Genomic DNA, 15,826 nt, shown 5'->3' with positions numbered 1-15,826 from the left:
TGATAGGAATACTGAAACATTGCCCACTTCGACTAGGTTAAATTGCCCCATGGCGTATCTACTCCATAGTGAGCGATCCAATATTTCCCTTGATGAAGGCAGGCTGCGCTTCTTTATCTTTAAACCTGAAATTCCTTGGATAAGTACGGCTTGGTTTTCAGCGGATTTGCTTTTTCAAAGGCATATGCCACCTGCAGCAACGTTTCCTCCTTGAATGCCGGGCCCATGATCTGCATGCCGACGGGCATTCCTTGACTCAAACCGCACGGTATGGACAGGGAAGGCAGTCCGGTCAGATTTCCGGGAGCGGTGAATCGGATGACATGGTCCAAAAAGTTAACCATCCGGCCGTTCAGCATAAGCCGGTCCTGCCCGATGTCCGTCGGGATAAACGGCAGTGTCGGCGTCACCAGCACATCGACCGAGCCGAACGCAGCGTTAAAATCGCGATTCAACCGCAGCCGCAGCTGCTGAGCCTGCAGATAATCGACGGCGCTCGGCAATTCTCCCAATTCCAGAAGCAGCCGGACATCCTCCCCAAAGTCTTGAGGCCTTGTTTTTAAGTTGTAATGATGAATCGCGCTGGCTTCCGCCAAAATGGTCATCATTTCAGCATAGGCCACATACTTCAAGCCGGGAATGCTGACGGTTTTGACTTCCGCACCCATTTCCTGCAATATCTCGACGGCGTTGCGGACCAAGGCTTCCACCTGCGGATCCACATCATTGAAAAAGTACTCTTCATTGATCCCGATGACCATTCCGCGAATATCCTCGGACAAGTAATCAGTATAATGAGCGACCGAAACGTCGACCGTGGTCGGATCATTCGGATCATAACCCGCGATCGCCTCCAGCACGATCGCCGCATCGCGCACGGTTTTCACCATCGGGCCGATATGATCGAGCGACCAGGCCAGCGGGAAACATCCGTATTTGCTGACCCTTCCGTGCGTCGGCTTCAAACCGACGATCCCGTTGGCCGAAGCCGGAATTCGAATCGAACCGCCGGTGTCCGTCCCCAGCGATGCAATCGTCATGTCGGCGGCCACGGCAGCCCCGGAGCCGCCGCTCGAGCCGCCCGGAATCTTGTTCAAATCCCAAGGATTTCGGCATGGCCCGTAATGGGGGTTGTCGGTCGTCGCTCCCCACGCGTATTCATGCATATTTAATTTTCCTGTGAATACGACACCGGCTTCCTTCAATTTGGAAACGACCGCGGCATCGTATTCCGCTTTAAAGCTTTGATGAATCTTCGAGCCGACCGTCGTCACTTCATCTTTAAAGAATAAAATATCCTTCAGCGCCATCGGAATGCCGTGAAGCGGTCCTCGGTAATTCCCTGTTATAATGTCCAGCGCCGCATGCTTAGCCGATGCGATGGCTTTTTCCTCATCAACCGAAATATAAGCATTGATTTGAGGGTTGAGGGCCTTAACCCTCTCCAGCACGGATTCCGTCACTTCAACCGGAGAAACGGCCTTCGACTGAATCAAAGGAGCCAGTTCCTCAATGGCCATTGAAGCCAATTCTTTACTCATGTTCAATCCCTCCCACAGGAATATGCCTCAGGGCGATGTCTTCGGCTCCCTCTATGTCTTCTGTGACGGCTCGCTTCAACTCCATCAAACCTTCCCATTGACCGGTCAGAAACTCATAATCGCCTTCGGGAACTTGAATCCCTTTCGCCTTCATTACATTCATGATCATTTCCTTCATCCTCGTTCACCTTCTCCTTTGATTACCGTTTTATACCGTCAGTTCAAGCGGCGGCTGCTGATTGAAAGCGCAGGCCAGCTCATATTGGCAGGCGATTTGCAGCAATTTCTTTTCTTCAAAAGGCGCGGTGGCAAACTGCATGCCGATCGGCAGGCCTTCCGGGCTGACGGCAGCGGGCAGAGTAATCGCCGGAGCGCCCGTTAAGTTGAATGGCGATGTGAAACGAATCATCGCATCCAAAACGCTCTCCTGAGAGCCGTCCGGATAAGCGATCATTTGCTGGCCGATCGCCGCTCCAGCAGCAGGAAGGGTGGGTGTCACAATGACGTCAACCTGTTCAAACGCCCGGTTGAAATCCTGCTGGATCAAACGCCTCACTTTTTGGGCCTGCAGGTATTCCGTTGCCAAAATAAATTCACCCGACAGCATAATGTCCTGAATATCCTCGCCATAGGAAGCCAGCTGGGTCTTGAGTTTGTTCTGGTGAAACGATGCAGCCTCCGCCCGGGTAATCGTAAGATGCGAGTTTTTGACATATTTCAAAGAAGGAACGTTTACCGGGATGATGATCGCCCCGAGCTTGAGCAACCGTTCGATGGTTTCGTCAAAGGCCGCTTGCACATCCGCTGTCAACCGGTCGCCCAGGTTTCCGATCACTCCGATACGCATCCCGTGCATATCTTTTTCCAGCCATTCGGTATAATCCTCCACGGGATAAAAAACGGTGTCCTGATCAAGCCGATCATATCCGGCCAATGCGTTCAAGACATACGCTGAATCCTTCACCGTTTTCGTCAGCGGGCCGGCATGGTCAAGCGACCAGCTCAGCGTCGTCACGCCAAACTTGCTCACACGCCCGTAGGTTGGTTTCAAGCCCACAACACCGCAGGCCGCAGCAGGAATGCGAATCGACCCTCCAGTGTCGGTGCCCATCGAAAAAGTGCTCAGCGACGACGCAACGGCAGCTCCCGAGCCTCCGCTGGAACCGCCCGGTATCCATCCCGGCTTCCAAGGATTATGTACGGGGCCAAAGTACCGGTTGTCGTTCGTCACCCCATAGGCATATTCATGCATGTTGACTTTGCCCAGCAATATGGCCCCGGCTTCTTTCAAGCGGCGCGCTACCGTAGAATCGTAAGCAGCCACATAGTCCAAATCAGCTTTGGAGCCGTTGGTTGTCGGAAGATGCAGGGTCGCATAAATATCCTTCAGTGAATACGGAATGCCGTGCAGCGGACCGCGGTAAGCTCCGGCCATAATTTCCTTCTCGGCGGCCTCGGCCGCCAGCATCGCGTTTTTCCCGTCAATTGTGATAAAAGCATTGATGGCAGGATTCAACGCTTCGATCCGTTCCAGCATCCTGCTCACCAATTCCACCGGCGAAATTTCCCCGGCTTCAATCAGCGGGGCCAGTGCTTCAATCGGCATCTCCACAAGGTTTGTCACTTCGTCTCCTCCCTTGCGATAAATTTGGTAACAGGTTCATTCACCGGAACGTCGATTTCCTTCAGCTTTTCCACGTCGTTTTCAAAAAGCGCGACCATGGTGATCAGGGATTCAATTTTTTCTTCGGACAGTGAATATCCCCGCTCCTCCACGAACAACCGGAACATCTCCTTGGAAAACTTCACATGAACGGCCTCCTTTTTTTGGGATGGCGACAACGGCCTCCTCAAAGCTTGTAAATCTCCGGCCTTCTGTCACGAAGGATATGATTTAATGAAGATTTGTTCTTACCGGTCCTGGCTTCCGATAGATTGCATCGGGCCAGCACCAGCTCCTCGGAGTCCCCTCCGGCCGGCCCGGCTGCAGGCCACCCGTACGGATCCACAATCAAACTGCTGCCGATGAAAGGCTGCCCTCTCTCCTCCCCCACCCGATCGGCGCAGGCCACGAACATTCCGTTGCTGTGCGCATTCGTCATGGCCAAATGCACGGCCATCACCGCCTGACCCTCCGGTTGGCTCGGCATGGGAACCCAATTGGTGGGAATACCGACAAGATCGACCCCGTGAAGGGCATAGATGCGGAACGCCTCCGGGAACCACATATCGTAGCAAATGAGCATGCCGATCTTTCCGATTTCCATCTGGAAGACAGGGAAGCCCAAATCGCCGGGTTCGAAAAACAGCGTTTCTTCATACCACAGATGATTTTTCCGATACGTCCCGATGTAACCCGACGGACCGATCAGGACCGCAGAGTTGTACAAAGATTCGCCTTGCTTCTCGGCAATTCCGGCAATAATGTAGACGTTATTCGTTTCCGCCAGCCTGCTCCAAGCTTGAACGGTCGGTCCATTCGGGATTTCCTCGGCCAGCGAAAAGGCTTCGGAGCGCGACTCGAATACATAGCCTGTATTGCATAATTCCGGTAAAACGACAATATCGGCACCGCGATGCTTTGCTTGTTCGATCCATTGCTTCGTTGCGGCAACATTTTTTTGAACCTGCCCGAAAAGCGGCTTCATTTGAACACAAGCGACGTTGACCGGACTACCCTTCTCCGACAAGCTCCATCACCTCCATATCCTTCACAGGAGAGTAACACGCGACCTGCCGGCCATTCTCCACATTCTCCAAAGGCGGATGAGATTGGCTGCAAGCCTCCGAGGCATAAGCGCACTTGCGTAAAAACACGCAGCCTGCAGCATTCCGCTCTTCATTGGCCTGTTCCTCGGCCACATTGTCCGACAGCGCCCGCTGATCCAAGGTCAGCACCGAATCCAGAAGCATCCTGGAAACGGGATGGTACGGCTCGCGATATAATCCGGTACTGTCCGCGACCTCTACCAATTTGCCCTTGTACATGACCGCCACCCGATCGCAGAAAAATTCGATGATGCTCAAGTTGTGACCGATAAACAAATACGTCAGTCCATATTCCTCCTGCAGGTCGAGCAGCAAATTCAAAATTTGCGCTTGGATGGACACATCCAATGCGGATGTCGGCTCATCGAGAACGAGAAATTCCGGCTTTAACGCCAATGCCCGGGCAATGCCGATCCGTTGTCTTTGCCCGCCGGAGAATTCATGGGGATACCGGCCCATGTGCTCTCTTTTCAATCCGACTTTCTCCAGCAGGACTTGCGCATTTTCCTCCGCTTCCGAGCGGGTTGCGGCTGCTCCCAACCGCAGCATGGGCGTGATGATCTGCTCCCCGATGGTTTTTCTCGGGTTGAAGGAGGAGGTGCTGTCCTGGAAAATGATTTGCATTTTCCGGTAATACGGCATCATCTCCTTATGGTTGAAATGAGTGATTTCCCTGCCTTCATAAAAGATGCTTCCCGCAGTCGGTTCGATTAACCGCAAAATCAACCGGCCGACCGTTGATTTGCCTGATCCGGATTCACCGATAAGTCCCAAAATCTCGCCCTTTCGGATGGACAGATCAATCTCGTTGACTGCGGTAAAACTCCCTTTCTTCCCAAATATACCGCCGGATGCTGTCTTATATGCTTTCTTTAAGCCTTTAACTTCGATTAAGGACGGCATAGCTCTCCTCCTCCCGGTTCAGACAGCGGACAACATGCTGTTCGTCGAAATGGGTGACCCCAGGCTCCTGTTCGGCGCATTTCTTCTGAGCCTCCCAGCACCTTTCGTAAAAGCTGCATCCCTGCGGCAGCCTCATGAGATCGGGCGGGAAGCCGTCAATCTGGGTCAAGCGCCTCCTTTCCTTATTCCCCGTTCCATTCTCCGGCATGGCACCGATCAAGCCCCTCGTGTAGGGATGCTCGGGATCCGACAAAATTCGGCTTGTTCTTCCGTACTCCACAATTTTTCCCGCGTACATGACCGCAACGGTATCGCACAAGCTGGCGACAACACCAAAATCATGGGTGATCATGAGAATGGAGGTTTTGAACTCTTTATTGATCTTTTTCAGCAGCATGAGAATTTGCTTTTGGATCGTCGCATCCAAAGCCGTCGTCGGTTCGTCGGCAATCAGCAGCTTCGGCTGACAGCTTAACGCCATGGCGATCATCACCCGCTGGCGCATGCCCCCGCTCAGCGCATGCGGATAGGAATCCAGCACGCGCTTGGGATCATGGATGCCCACCAAATCAAGCAGCTTCTCCGATTCCTGCCATGCCGTTTTGGCGCTCACTCCCTGGCGGTAGCAGATGATTTCCCCCATTTGATTGCCTATTTTGAAGGAAGGGTCCATCGCAGTTAAAGGATTTTGAAAAATCATCGCAATATCCTGGCCGCGTATCTTCCGCAGCTCCTTTTCTTTCATGGAAGCCAAATCCCGTCCCTCAAACCGGATCTGACCGTCGACAATTCTCCCATTCGGCTTGGGCACCAAGCCCATGATCGATAATCCCGTGATGCTCTTCCCCGAGCCGGATTCCCCGACGAGCGCCATAATTTCTCCCGGTTCCATGGAAAACTGGACACCGTTGACGGCTTTAACCACACCATTGGGGGTGTGAAAATAGGTTTGCAGGTTCGTTACCTCTAATAAAGACAATGCTCTCACCTCATCTCTTCTCTTGGCGAAGCGGTTATTGCGTGCGCTTGTGGGGATCGAGCGCATCCCGCAAGCCATCGCCGAGCCAGTTAAACGCCGTGGACACGATCAGAATAACCAAACCCGGAATCGTCGCCACGTGCGGAGCGCCTTGGGTCAGCACCTTCATTCCATCCCCGGTCATTTTCCCCCAATCGGCAAAGGGCGGCTGGATTCCAAGCCCCAAAAAGCTCAACCCCGCTCCAAAGACGATCATGACTCCGATTAAAGTGGTGGAGTATACAATCAAGCCGGAAATGACATTAGGCATGATTTCCTTGAAAATAATCTCCGGCTTGGTCGCGCCCATCGCTCTGGCCGCTTCCACATATTCCTTTGTTTTTTCCGTCACCGTTGCGACATAGACCACGCGCGTCATATAAGGAATCAGCACGAGCACGATCGAGATCATGATGGTCAGCATGCCCGGTCCGAGCACAGCCGCAATGGCAATGGCGAACAGCACCATGGGGAAGGCGAACAAGACATCAAGCGTGCGCATGATCAGCTCGCCAAGTTTTTCCGAGTAGCCTGCAATCAACCCCAATACAAGACTAAATCCAAATGTCAACAGAACGGGAATCAGTGCGGTAATAAGTGAAATACGTCCTCCCCAAATCAAACGGCTTAAAATATCCCTCCCCTGATCGTCAAGTCCGAGCAGATGCCCCGGGGTGCCCGGCGGCATTAATCTCATGGATCCTTCGCCGACAGTGGGGTCATAAGGAGCGATTAGAGGCGCAAACAAAGAAACCAGACCGACGATCACAACAATCAAACCACCTGCAACAGTCAGCTTATCCTTTCGCAAGCCGTTCCAAAATTTAGCCCACTGACCTTGATTGGAAAAACCGCGCGATGGGGCTGCTGTTCCCTTGACCTGTATGGCCGCATCCTTCTGCATGCCAGTTCTCTCCTTTCTTTAGACTAATTTCTCAGTCTGGGGTTCAATGCAGCGACGACCAAATCCGTGATTAAATTAACCAGCACGAAGCTGATCGCCACGAACAGGACACCGGCCTGAACCATCGGGATATCCTGCGCCACTATGGATGTATACAGCTGGCTTCCGATTCCCGGCCAGGAAAACACCACTTCGACGAATAATGCGCCTCCGAGCAGATAGCCGACCTGCAAACCGGTCATATTCAGCAATGGAGATAAAATGTTGCGAAACGCGTGCTTGCTGACGATCTTCCATTCCGGCATGCCGTAAGCCCGAAATGTTTTGGTATAATCGGCGTGCATCACTTCGATGATGCTGCTGCGGGTCAACCGGGCGATCACCGCCAACGACACGGATGCGGTTGCGATCGAAGGCAGTACCAAATGCTCGACCAAGCTCATCAAACTGCCGTCGTTCCGCAAATCATACATCCCTGAAGAAGGCAGCCAGCCCAAGTTCAACGAAAAAATCCACATTAATACGATCGCCAACCAGAATACCGGAATATTGGCTCCGAACTGGGTGATGAACATGCTGATCCGATCAAACCAGGAATATTGCCTTAATCCGGCCAAAAGTCCGATCAGAACACCGCCAATGAGACAGATGAACAAACTGCCGGCCGTCAGTATCAGCGTATTTTCCAATTTGGGAAAAAGCACATCCGCCACAGGAATCCGCATCGCAATAGAGGTTCCCAAATCACCGACAAGGACATTGCCAAGCCAAATCCCATACTGGACGATAAACGGTTTATCCAATCCCAAGCTTTCCCGCAAGCTCCGAATATTTTCCGCGGTAGCCGCCTGACCCAATATTTTAGCCGCCGGGTCGCCCGGAATCAAATAAACGATTAAAAATACCAAGAACGAGACACCAAACAAGATCGGAAAAATGGAAACAATCCTTTTCAAGGCATAGGTTACCACCGATAATCCTCCTCTCATTATTTGGATAAATGGCAGATTGGAAAATGAATTTCCAATCTGCCATGTTGATACCTGAATTACTTTTTCAACTGAACTTGGGTCAAATCATACCATTCCTCTGACGGCGCTATAAATCCATCCACATACTTCGCCATGGCGTAAGGAGCCTTGTCATTCACGATAGGCGCAAGGGCCGCATCCTCGGAAATGATTTTATTGGCGTCTTTCCAATTGCTGATCGCTTTCTTCGCATCGGTTTCGGACATCGCTTGTTCGATCAACTGATCCACTTTGGGGTTGTTATATTTGCCCGAATTCGTCCCGCTTTTGGAATCAGCCGCGATTTCCAGCCAATAAGGGGTCGTAAAGCCCCAGGACATTTGGTTGAATCCGACATCGGGTTTCATGCCCTGCAGCCAAACTCCGATGTAGGTAATCCACTCATAGGTCTCAATCTTGACTTTAATCCCGATCTTTGCCAGATCCCGCTGGATCCACTCTGCCATCGGAACGGGAATAAGCTGTCCCGAACCGTCCACGGAAGTCTGAAAGGTCGTCTCGAAACCATTCGGATAACCCGCTTCCGCCAACAGCTGTTTCGCCTTTTCGGGGTTATACTCATAATCGACGAAATTCGGATCAAACGCTTCATTGCCGGGCGATTGGACGCTGTATGCGGGATTTGCCGTATCCTTCAACAAATCCTTGGCCATCCCTTTTCGATTGATCGCCATAATGACAGCCTGACGAACCCGTTTATCCTTCATATACTTGTTATTAAAGTTAAATGCCAGGTACCAAACGTGCGGCGGAGTGCCTTGAACGACATTAAAGCCTTTCGACTTCAAGCTTTCCACGCTGTCTGGCGGCGGAACGGCGATCACGTCCACCTCGCCCGTTTCCAAAGCGGTCACGCGCGCGGCCGCATCGGGAATCGGTCGGAAAATCACTTTATCCAGATGGGGTTTCTGCCCCCAATATTGATCATTGCGGACCAGCACGATTTTTTGTCCGCGGACCCGTTCCTCGAATTTAAAAGGCCCTGTTCCCGCCGGGTGTTCCGCATATTGATCGTTGCCCCATTTTTTCAGCGCAGCCGGACTGACAATGCCCCCGGAGCCCATCCCCCCTTGAGCAAGCATGCGGAGAAATTCAGAAAACGGCTTGCTGAAAATCAATTCAATGGTATGATCGTCGATAACATGTATCTCCTTCAAATTTTGAAAGGTTGCGTTTAAGTTCCCTGCGCTGCGGGCGTCATAATATTCAAAATTTTTATCCCATACCCGACGGACGTTGAATTCAACCGCCTGCGCATTGAAGTCGGTTCCGTCATGGAATTTGACTCCTTTGCGCAATTTAAACGTGTATTTCAGTCCATCCGGCGAAACTTCCCAGGATTCCGCCAATCCCGGCTTCAAAGGAGGAACAGGCGCTTCCTCCGACGGTTTGGATAAATCCTCGGTTACCAATGACTCATGGATTTGCCGATTAATCCTGAAAGTAACCCAACCGCCTGCGCGATGCGGATCCAACACATCGGCCTCCGACTCGATGCCGATAATCAATGTTCCTCCCGATGCCGGTTTATCGCCCGTACTGGCGGTTTGTTTGGAACTGCAGCCCGCCAATAAGCCGCTTAACGACATTACGCCAACCAAAGCAATGAATAAGAGCTTTTTCACGGATTCCATCCCCCATCTCCCTTAAGGTGTTCTTTATTTCCGAAATAACAGCACCTCTGCCTTGCCACCTCTCCTTTATGTAAGTATATATTACATAAAACTAAAAATATGACGCCTTATGTGTTAGATTATATATCATTATTTAAATTAGCGTCAATATATATAACATTTAATTAACATGAAAGCGTTCACCAAAAAATAACGACTTTTATTTTGTGTCAATATACATGATACTTTCTCTACATACGCTAAAAAGGCTGCTTTGCAATAAAGCAGCCCTAGTAGGGGTAGTACCAGCGTAGTATTATCTTTACTCGAACGTGAAAAACCCTGAATAAATAAGGGTCTTCACGTTCTTTACATGTATTCAATGTATCTTTGCAGTTACGATCAATCGTGTGCAACTTTTTTAGTTCTTTCTTTCCACAGTTCTTCCCGTATTCTTTCAATTCGTTCAACAAATCTTGTTCCGTAATATTTTTGTCTTTGGCTTCTTTGCTTAAAGCCTCTTGAAGATCCCGTAATGCTGCCAAGCTTTCCTTCATGATCGTCACCAGCCCTTTCTTAGAAATACGTAAAACACGAAGCTAATTATGGAAGATCAGTCTTTAATCCGTATTGTTGCTTTGCTTTCTCAGCCTGCGATCGGCGAAATGCCGAGCAAGCGCACACCTTATTCCACCCATTTTCTCAACCCGGACGGGAGTTTTTCCGAGGAAATCTATTTGGAACCGAAGTTCTATCAGGACCCGGCGGACCATAGCTGGAAAGCGATCGACAATTCGGGAACGTCATCAAAGTCCAATACCCGGAAAACAATATTTATGACTACAAATATGACACCAACAACAATCTGGTTGAAGAAAGCGACGCCAACAGCAACAAAAGCACGTATGGTTATGATGCCAACAACAATCAACTTGAGTCCACCGATGCGAATGTTCAAACCTCCGCGGCCAGATATTTCGCCAACGGCAACCTGGACTACGATACGAAAATGATTTCCTCAGCAGACAACCTGCTAAAAAATCCGAGCTTTGAAACGGATACAACGCCTGCGGACAACTGGCCGGACCATTGGACGCAGTACGTCGAACCGGGCAAAACCGCTTCCTTTGCCTGGTCAAGCACGTCCCGATTCGCGCAAAAAGCGGTCAGCATCTCCAACCCGACGGGATGAGCGATCGTCAGTGCCGATGCGATCCCTTATGACTCGGCCGCTAGGACTGACGCTATTTCAGTTATGAGAGACTTGTTAATAGACTGGTCCAAGAATATGGTGCAAACAGCTGATAAAGACCACATCAAACAAAAATACGGAATTTAACGTGGAAGGCGTAAGTATGAAATTCAAAAAAACTATAATTATTACCTCGGTGGCTCTGGCATTATCTATTGGCGGATATATGTACGCTGATAGTAAAACATCAGTTGCCGAGATCGATGCAATGAAAGTCAGCTACAATACTCTAAGTGAACTTGAAAGTCGCTCGGAACTCATTATTTCCGGCAAACCAGCCGAAAGTGTAAACCATGTCGTTAGAAACGCTGACGGCTTGACTGAGGAAGCTTATACAATTACCAGTTTTAAAGTCGACGGTGTCTATGCTAGCAAAGCAAAAAAACAACTGAACCAGGGAGACATCATTAAAGTAGCTGAACCATTCTACATTGTTGACAACGGTATTAAACCGGGCAAAACGCAATTTGCTATTGAAGGCTACGAGCCCATGGAGAAAAGTAAAAGATATCTCCTCGTATTGAAACCTGACCTGACGTACCCAGATTTAAATGTAATTGCTGGTGTTACTGAGGGAAAATACAGTCTCGATGAAACTGAACAAAATATACATTCAGACGAGAAGACAGCAAAGTTTAAGGATGAATTGGTAAAGAAATATCAGATCAAGTAATTGTATTATCGGGTTTGAGGCGCGCCTAACCATAGGCGCGCTTTATTTATTAATTTTCATACGTTTGCGGGTGGTATCAGCTACGCTGGTACTACCCTTAGTAGCTCGTTTGATCTTGTTGCTTTGTATTTATTTCACCTTGGTAAATACCACCGATTTTTTAGGCTATATCGTATCGGTAGGTGAAAATGCGTAAACGTCTGCAACCAACAAGGGGTTAGGCGCATATCCTAGTTAGGAAACAAATGAAGAAATTTTGGGGGATTTTTTTCATGAATATCGCTGGAAGGAAAGTATTGATTTTTGTTGAACATGAATTTGAAGATTTGGAAATGTGGTATCCGATCCTGCGTTTGCGTGAAGCGGGTATTACAGTCGATTTGGCGGGTTTAAAAGCCCAAACGGATTACCTGGGAAAATACGGCATCCCCGTCACAACGAATTTGTCTTTCGAACAAGTCAAATCCAAAGATTATGCCGGTCTTTTAATTCCCGGGGGCTGGGCCCCGGACAAATTAAGAACTTACCCGCACGTCATTCAAATCGCCAAAGATTTCCAAAGGATGAAAAAACCGATTGCTGCAATATGTCACGCTCCCTGGGTGCTTATTTCCGCCAAGATCGTTGACGGCTACACCATGACCTCTTTCCAATCGCTCAAGACCGATTTGGAAAATGCCGGGGCTGCTTGGGTGGATAAAGAAGTGGTTGTCGATCGCAATATGATATCGGCAAGAATGGTGGCGGATCTGCCCGCTTTTGTCAAAGAATTTATATGTATCCTGGAAAACTCGACACATTCCACATCATCGCCCATCTGGAAAATAGTTCAACGTTACCCGGATCAAGATGAATCCTGTCTGCGCTGACGTTTGTCATCTAGCCCAATAGGATTTCATCGGTTTCTTGCTCAATCATGGATTGAACGGAGGCAATCAAGCTCCCTGCGGGCAAGCCGGCTTTGGACGCCAAGAACCCCGCCCTGGTTGGGACCAGAGCGGGGTTCTTCATCTCTTTCCGGCGAAGCGGCTTACACCATAATTTTGCAGATATCGTTCGTGAAATCCACCGGATCCTGGATCGGCAGTCCTTCGATCAGCAGCGCTTGATTATACAGCAGATTCGTATACAGCTTCAGCTTCTCTTTATCCCTGGCATAAGCGTCCTTCAAGGATTGGAACACCTCGTGATTGACGTTGATCTCCAAGACCTTGTCCGCCTTTATATCCTGGTTGTTCGGCATGGCCTTGAGGACTTTTTCCATTTCGATTGTGACCTCACCCTCCGCAGACAAGCATACCGGATGGCTTTTCAGCCGCTTGGACGCCTTGACGCTTTTGACTTTGTCAGCCAGGATGCTTTTCATCGCTTCAAAGAGCTCCTTGTTCCCGCTCTCTTCAGCGTCGGACGGTTTGTCGCCGGCATCCGGTTCGATCCCCAGGTCGGCGCTTGATACCGATTTGAATTCCTTCTCTTTATAGGTCATGAGCATCTTGATCGCGAACTCATCGATATCCTCGGTGAAGTACAGAATCTCATACCCCTTGTCGGAGACCAGCTCGGTCTGCGGAAGCTTCTCGATCCGCTCGATCGATTCCCCGGTTGCATAGTAAATGTACTTCTGATCCTCGGGCATTCTCGATACGTATTCCTCCAGGGTGACGAGCTTCTTCTCTTTGGAGGAATAGAACATCAAAAGATCCTGCAAGTCTTCTTTATGCGCGCCGTAATCGCTGTAAACCCCGTATTTCAGCTGTCGGCCGAAGGATTTATAAAACTGCTCGTATTTCTCTCTTTCATCCTTCAGCATGCTTTGCAATTGGGCCTTGATTTTGTTCTTGATATTTTTGGCGATCAGCTTCAGCTGGCGGTCGTGCTGCAGCATCTCCCGGGAAATATTCAGCGATAAATCCTCGGAATCGACCATCCCTTTGACAAAGCTGAAATAGTCGGGGAGCAGCTCCGGGCTCTTGTTCATGATCAGCACGCCGTTGGAGTAAAGCTCCAACCCTTTTTCATATTCCTTGGTGTAATAGTCGAACGGGGTGCTCTCCGGGATAAACAAGATGGCATGATACACCACCGCCCCGTCGGCGCTGATATGGATATGCTTCAGCGGCTTGTCGAAGCCGTAGCGCTTCTCAAAGTAAAAATTGTCATAATCCTCTTGAGTCAGCTCGCTCTTGTTCTTCCGCCAGATCGGGACCATGCTGTTGACGGTTTGCTCCTCCGTATATTCCTCGAATTCATTGTCGGCGCCTTCCTTCGGCCGATGCCCCGTCACATTCATCTTGATCGGATAGCGGATAAAGTCGGAGTATTTTTTGATAATCGCCTTTAATCGGTACTCCTCCAAAAACTCATCGAACCGTTCATCTTCGGTATTCTCTTTGATTTTCAATATGATCTCGGTCCCGACAGTTTCCTTCTCTGCAGGCTCAATCGTGTAGCCGTCCGCCCCCTTGGATTCCCACTTGAAGGCTTCTTCGCTGCCCAAAGCCCGGCTGATGACCGTAACCACATCCGCCACCATGAAGGCGGAATAGAATCCCACCCCGAATTGGCCGATAATGTTGTGCCCGTCCTTCAATTCATTCTCTTTCTTGAATGCGAAGGAGCCGCTCTGAGCGATCACCCCCAGGTTATTCTCAAGCTCGTCTTTCGTCATCCCGATTCCCGTATCGCTGATCGTCAAGGTTCGAGCGGCTTTGTCCGCTGTAATTTTGATGTAATAATCTTCCTTGTTAAATACCAGCCGATCGTCGGTCAAGGCCTTGTAATAGATTTTGTCAATCGCATCGCTGGCATTCGAAATAAGCTCCCTCAGGAAGATTTCCTTCTGCGTGTAAATGGAGTTGATCATCATTTCCAGCAATCTTTTCGATTCTGCTTTAAACTGTTTTTTTGCCATGAATCGTGTCTCCTTTCAATTCAATGAATATAAATAAGATAGCCGGTTGCTAGCACTTTGTTCAAGCGAGTGCTAAATCTATTTTTTATATAACACATCCTGATTTTTGATGTCAAGCTGCTGCGATTACACACGCATACGGATTGCCATGTCGGCTGTCAGGATTCACCCGCTGCGGTCGTCTTTGCCGGATTGTTTTTCGAAGGGTTTGCAAAATCGTCTTTGGAATAGGATTGAAAAGCGACAACCATCGCGAACAGCAAAATAAATCCGGTGATCCAAAATATGCTGTGAATGGAAAAGACACCGCTGATCAAGCCGCCCGCAATCGGTCCCAGCATGCCTCCGATTTGATTGGCAGTCTGGTTGATTCCGAAGGCACGCCCGCGAAATTCGCTAGGCGTGGACTGTACGACAAGTCCGTTTATAGCCGGAAATACGGCGCAAAAGAACGCGCCGTAGATAAACCGGACAATCGAGAAGCCCCAGATGCTGTGAAAAAGAATTTGCGCTATATTGCCGAGTCCCCCGAAAAGCAGCCCGATGATCAAAACTTTGCGAAAACCGATTCGATCCGCCAGATTCCCCCATCTCGGGGCAAACAGAATGCTGGCGATCCCAAGCAGCGAGAAAATAATGCCCGACAGGAGCGAGGCGTCCTTGACCGAGCCTCCGATTTCCACGATGTACAGAGGCAAAACAGGCTCAATGGTCATGACGGAAAACTGGGCTAACAGGGTGATAAGCAGCACACTTAAAAACATCCGGTTGCGTCCGGCTATTTTTAACGACTGGATGACGCCGCCCCGCTCAGTCCGCGGAGCGAATTTCTGTTCCGTCACCCAGAAAATCACCAGCAATGTCGCCGACAGCACCATAACTCCGGCGCTTGCGAAAGCCACCCGATAATCCAGAAGCGGCAGTAGGTGACAAACAAAACAAGGCCAGCGCGCCCAATCATCGGTTTTCTGCCGTACTTGTCTCCCATGGCCCCCCAAAAGGGCGAGGCAATCGCCCCCGCCAGAAACGCGCTGCTGAACAGCAGGCCCGACCACAGTTCCTCATGCTGATGCACGCCAATCTGAATCAGGAACAGAGGCAGAAAGGGAATCACCATCGTATAACTCGCGGAGGTAATCAGACTGCCGAACCAGAGCAGCCATAAATTGCGTTTCCAGGTTTCCACGGCAAATCACTGATCCTTTCTGCCC

At 49.9% G+C, this 15,826-nt stretch carries 16 protein-coding genes and 1 pseudogene; 4 read left to right on the top strand and 13 right to left on the bottom strand.

Going from position 1 to position 15,826, the window contains the following annotated elements; translation table 11 throughout:
• Positions 1-119: 119 nt before the first annotated feature.
• From VF724_RS08895 to VF724_RS08845, 11 genes are all read right to left on the bottom strand, one after another.
• A complete protein-coding gene (locus VF724_RS08895) occupies positions 120-1,541 on the bottom strand; it encodes an amidase (protein ID WP_371753886.1) in 1,422 nt (473 codons plus the stop codon).
• A complete protein-coding gene (locus VF724_RS08890; RefSeq protein ID WP_371753885.1) occupies positions 1,534-1,719 on the bottom strand; it encodes a hypothetical protein in 186 nt (61 codons plus the stop codon). The genes VF724_RS08895 and VF724_RS08890 overlap by 8 nt, the downstream gene beginning before the upstream one ends.
• A 30-nt stretch (positions 1,720-1,749) precedes the next feature.
• On the bottom strand, positions 1,750-3,165 hold the full coding sequence (locus VF724_RS08885; protein ID WP_371753884.1) for an amidase: 1,416 nt from the start codon (positions 3,163-3,165) through the stop codon (positions 1,750-1,752).
• Complete coding sequence (locus tag VF724_RS08880; RefSeq protein WP_371753883.1) at positions 3,162-3,350, bottom strand: hypothetical protein; 189 nt, start codon at positions 3,348-3,350, stop codon at positions 3,162-3,164. Before VF724_RS08880 ends, VF724_RS08885 begins: the two co-directional genes overlap by 4 nt.
• Before the next feature lie 41 nt (positions 3,351-3,391).
• Positions 3,392-4,231 (bottom strand): nitrilase family protein, encoded by an 840-nt coding sequence (locus tag VF724_RS08875; protein ID WP_371753882.1) that lies wholly within the window; start codon positions 4,229-4,231, stop codon positions 3,392-3,394.
• Complete coding sequence (locus VF724_RS08870; RefSeq protein WP_371753881.1) at positions 4,215-5,213, bottom strand: ABC transporter ATP-binding protein; 999 nt, start codon at positions 5,211-5,213, stop codon at positions 4,215-4,217. The genes VF724_RS08875 and VF724_RS08870 overlap by 17 nt, the downstream gene beginning before the upstream one ends.
• The gene (locus VF724_RS08865; RefSeq protein WP_371753880.1) at positions 5,191-6,201 is read right to left on the bottom strand and encodes an ABC transporter ATP-binding protein; all 1,011 of its coding nucleotides are present in this window, start codon (positions 6,199-6,201) and stop codon (positions 5,191-5,193) included. The genes VF724_RS08870 and VF724_RS08865 overlap by 23 nt, the downstream gene beginning before the upstream one ends.
• Positions 6,202-6,226: 25 nt before the next feature.
• The gene (locus VF724_RS08860) at positions 6,227-7,135 is read right to left on the bottom strand and encodes an ABC transporter permease (RefSeq protein WP_371753879.1); all 909 of its coding nucleotides are present in this window, start codon (positions 7,133-7,135) and stop codon (positions 6,227-6,229) included.
• Between the two features lie 23 nt (positions 7,136-7,158).
• Positions 7,159-8,106 carry an ABC transporter permease gene (locus tag VF724_RS08855; RefSeq protein WP_371753878.1) on the bottom strand — a complete coding sequence of 316 codons (948 nt, stop codon included), beginning with the start codon at positions 8,104-8,106 and terminating at the stop codon, positions 7,159-7,161.
• Positions 8,107-8,183: 77 nt separating this feature from the next.
• Positions 8,184-9,800: an ABC transporter substrate-binding protein gene (locus VF724_RS08850; RefSeq protein WP_371753877.1), complete on the bottom strand. Its 1,617-nt coding sequence runs from the start codon at positions 9,798-9,800 to the stop codon at positions 8,184-8,186.
• Between the two features lie 269 nt (positions 9,801-10,069).
• On the bottom strand, positions 10,070-10,336 hold the full coding sequence (locus tag VF724_RS08845) for a hypothetical protein (protein ID WP_371753876.1): 267 nt from the start codon (positions 10,334-10,336) through the stop codon (positions 10,070-10,072).
• 48 nt (positions 10,337-10,384) lie between these two features.
• On the opposite strand from VF724_RS08845, the gene VF724_RS21530 reads away from it, so the two are divergent.
• The 4 genes from VF724_RS21530 (at position 10,385) to VF724_RS08825 (ending at position 12,573) form a co-directional block, all read left to right on the top strand.
• Positions 10,385-10,792, top strand: coding sequence for a hypothetical protein (locus VF724_RS21530; protein WP_442788060.1), 408 nt, complete (start codon positions 10,385-10,387; stop codon positions 10,790-10,792).
• Entirely contained in the window at positions 10,789-10,971 is a 183-nt protein-coding gene (locus tag VF724_RS08835; RefSeq protein ID WP_371753875.1) for a hypothetical protein, read from the top strand. Before VF724_RS21530 ends, VF724_RS08835 begins: the two co-directional genes overlap by 4 nt.
• A gap of 163 nt (positions 10,972-11,134) precedes the next feature.
• The gene (locus VF724_RS08830) at positions 11,135-11,704 is read left to right on the top strand and encodes a hypothetical protein (RefSeq protein ID WP_371753874.1); all 570 of its coding nucleotides are present in this window, start codon (positions 11,135-11,137) and stop codon (positions 11,702-11,704) included.
• 272 nt (positions 11,705-11,976) lie between these two features.
• Entirely contained in the window at positions 11,977-12,573 is a 597-nt protein-coding gene (locus VF724_RS08825) for a type 1 glutamine amidotransferase domain-containing protein (protein WP_371753873.1), read from the top strand.
• Positions 12,574-12,734: 161 nt separating this feature from the next.
• On the opposite strand, the gene htpG is transcribed toward VF724_RS08825, so the two are convergent.
• The gene (htpG, locus tag VF724_RS08820; RefSeq protein WP_371753872.1) at positions 12,735-14,615 is read right to left on the bottom strand and encodes a molecular chaperone HtpG; all 1,881 of its coding nucleotides are present in this window, start codon (positions 14,613-14,615) and stop codon (positions 12,735-12,737) included.
• Positions 14,616-14,773: 158 nt separating this feature from the next.
• Positions 14,774-15,801 (bottom strand): annotated as a pseudogene (locus VF724_RS08815) (MFS transporter).
• Between the last annotated feature and the right edge of the window lie 25 nt (positions 15,802-15,826).

This window comes from Ferviditalea candida (assembly GCF_035282765.1).
GTDB lineage: Bacteria > Bacillota > Bacilli > Paenibacillales > KCTC-25726 > Ferviditalea > Ferviditalea candida.
This window is presented reverse-complemented; position numbering and strand designations above follow the sequence as displayed.

Bases quoted from the DNA above. Each gene is read 5' to 3' on its own strand.
- VF724_RS08895 (WP_371753886.1), bottom strand. From the start codon at position 1,541: ATGAGTAAAGAATTGGCTTCAATGGCCATTGAGGAACTGGCTCCTTTG.
- VF724_RS08890 (WP_371753885.1), bottom strand. From the start codon at position 1,719: ATGAAGGAAATGATCATGAATGTAATGAAGGCGAAAGGGATTCAAGTT.
- VF724_RS08870 (WP_371753881.1), bottom strand. From the start codon at position 5,213: ATGCCGTCCTTAATCGAAGTTAAAGGCTTAAAGAAAGCATATAAGACA.
- VF724_RS08860 (WP_371753879.1), bottom strand. From the start codon at position 7,135: ATGCAGAAGGATGCGGCCATACAGGTCAAGGGAACAGCAGCCCCATCG.
- VF724_RS08850 (WP_371753877.1), bottom strand. From the start codon at position 9,800: ATGGAATCCGTGAAAAAGCTCTTATTCATTGCTTTGGTTGGCGTAATG.
- VF724_RS08845 (WP_371753876.1), bottom strand. From the start codon at position 10,336: ATGAAGGAAAGCTTGGCAGCATTACGGGATCTTCAAGAGGCTTTAAGC.
- VF724_RS21530 (WP_442788060.1), top strand. From the start codon at position 10,385: ATGGAAGATCAGTCTTTAATCCGTATTGTTGCTTTGCTTTCTCAGCCT.
- VF724_RS08835 (WP_371753875.1), top strand. From the start codon at position 10,789: ATGATTTCCTCAGCAGACAACCTGCTAAAAAATCCGAGCTTTGAAACG.
- VF724_RS08830 (WP_371753874.1), top strand. From the start codon at position 11,135: ATGAAATTCAAAAAAACTATAATTATTACCTCGGTGGCTCTGGCATTA.
- VF724_RS08825 (WP_371753873.1), top strand. From the start codon at position 11,977: ATGAATATCGCTGGAAGGAAAGTATTGATTTTTGTTGAACATGAATTT.
- htpG (WP_371753872.1), bottom strand. From the start codon at position 14,615: ATGGCAAAAAAACAGTTTAAAGCAGAATCGAAAAGATTGCTGGAAATG.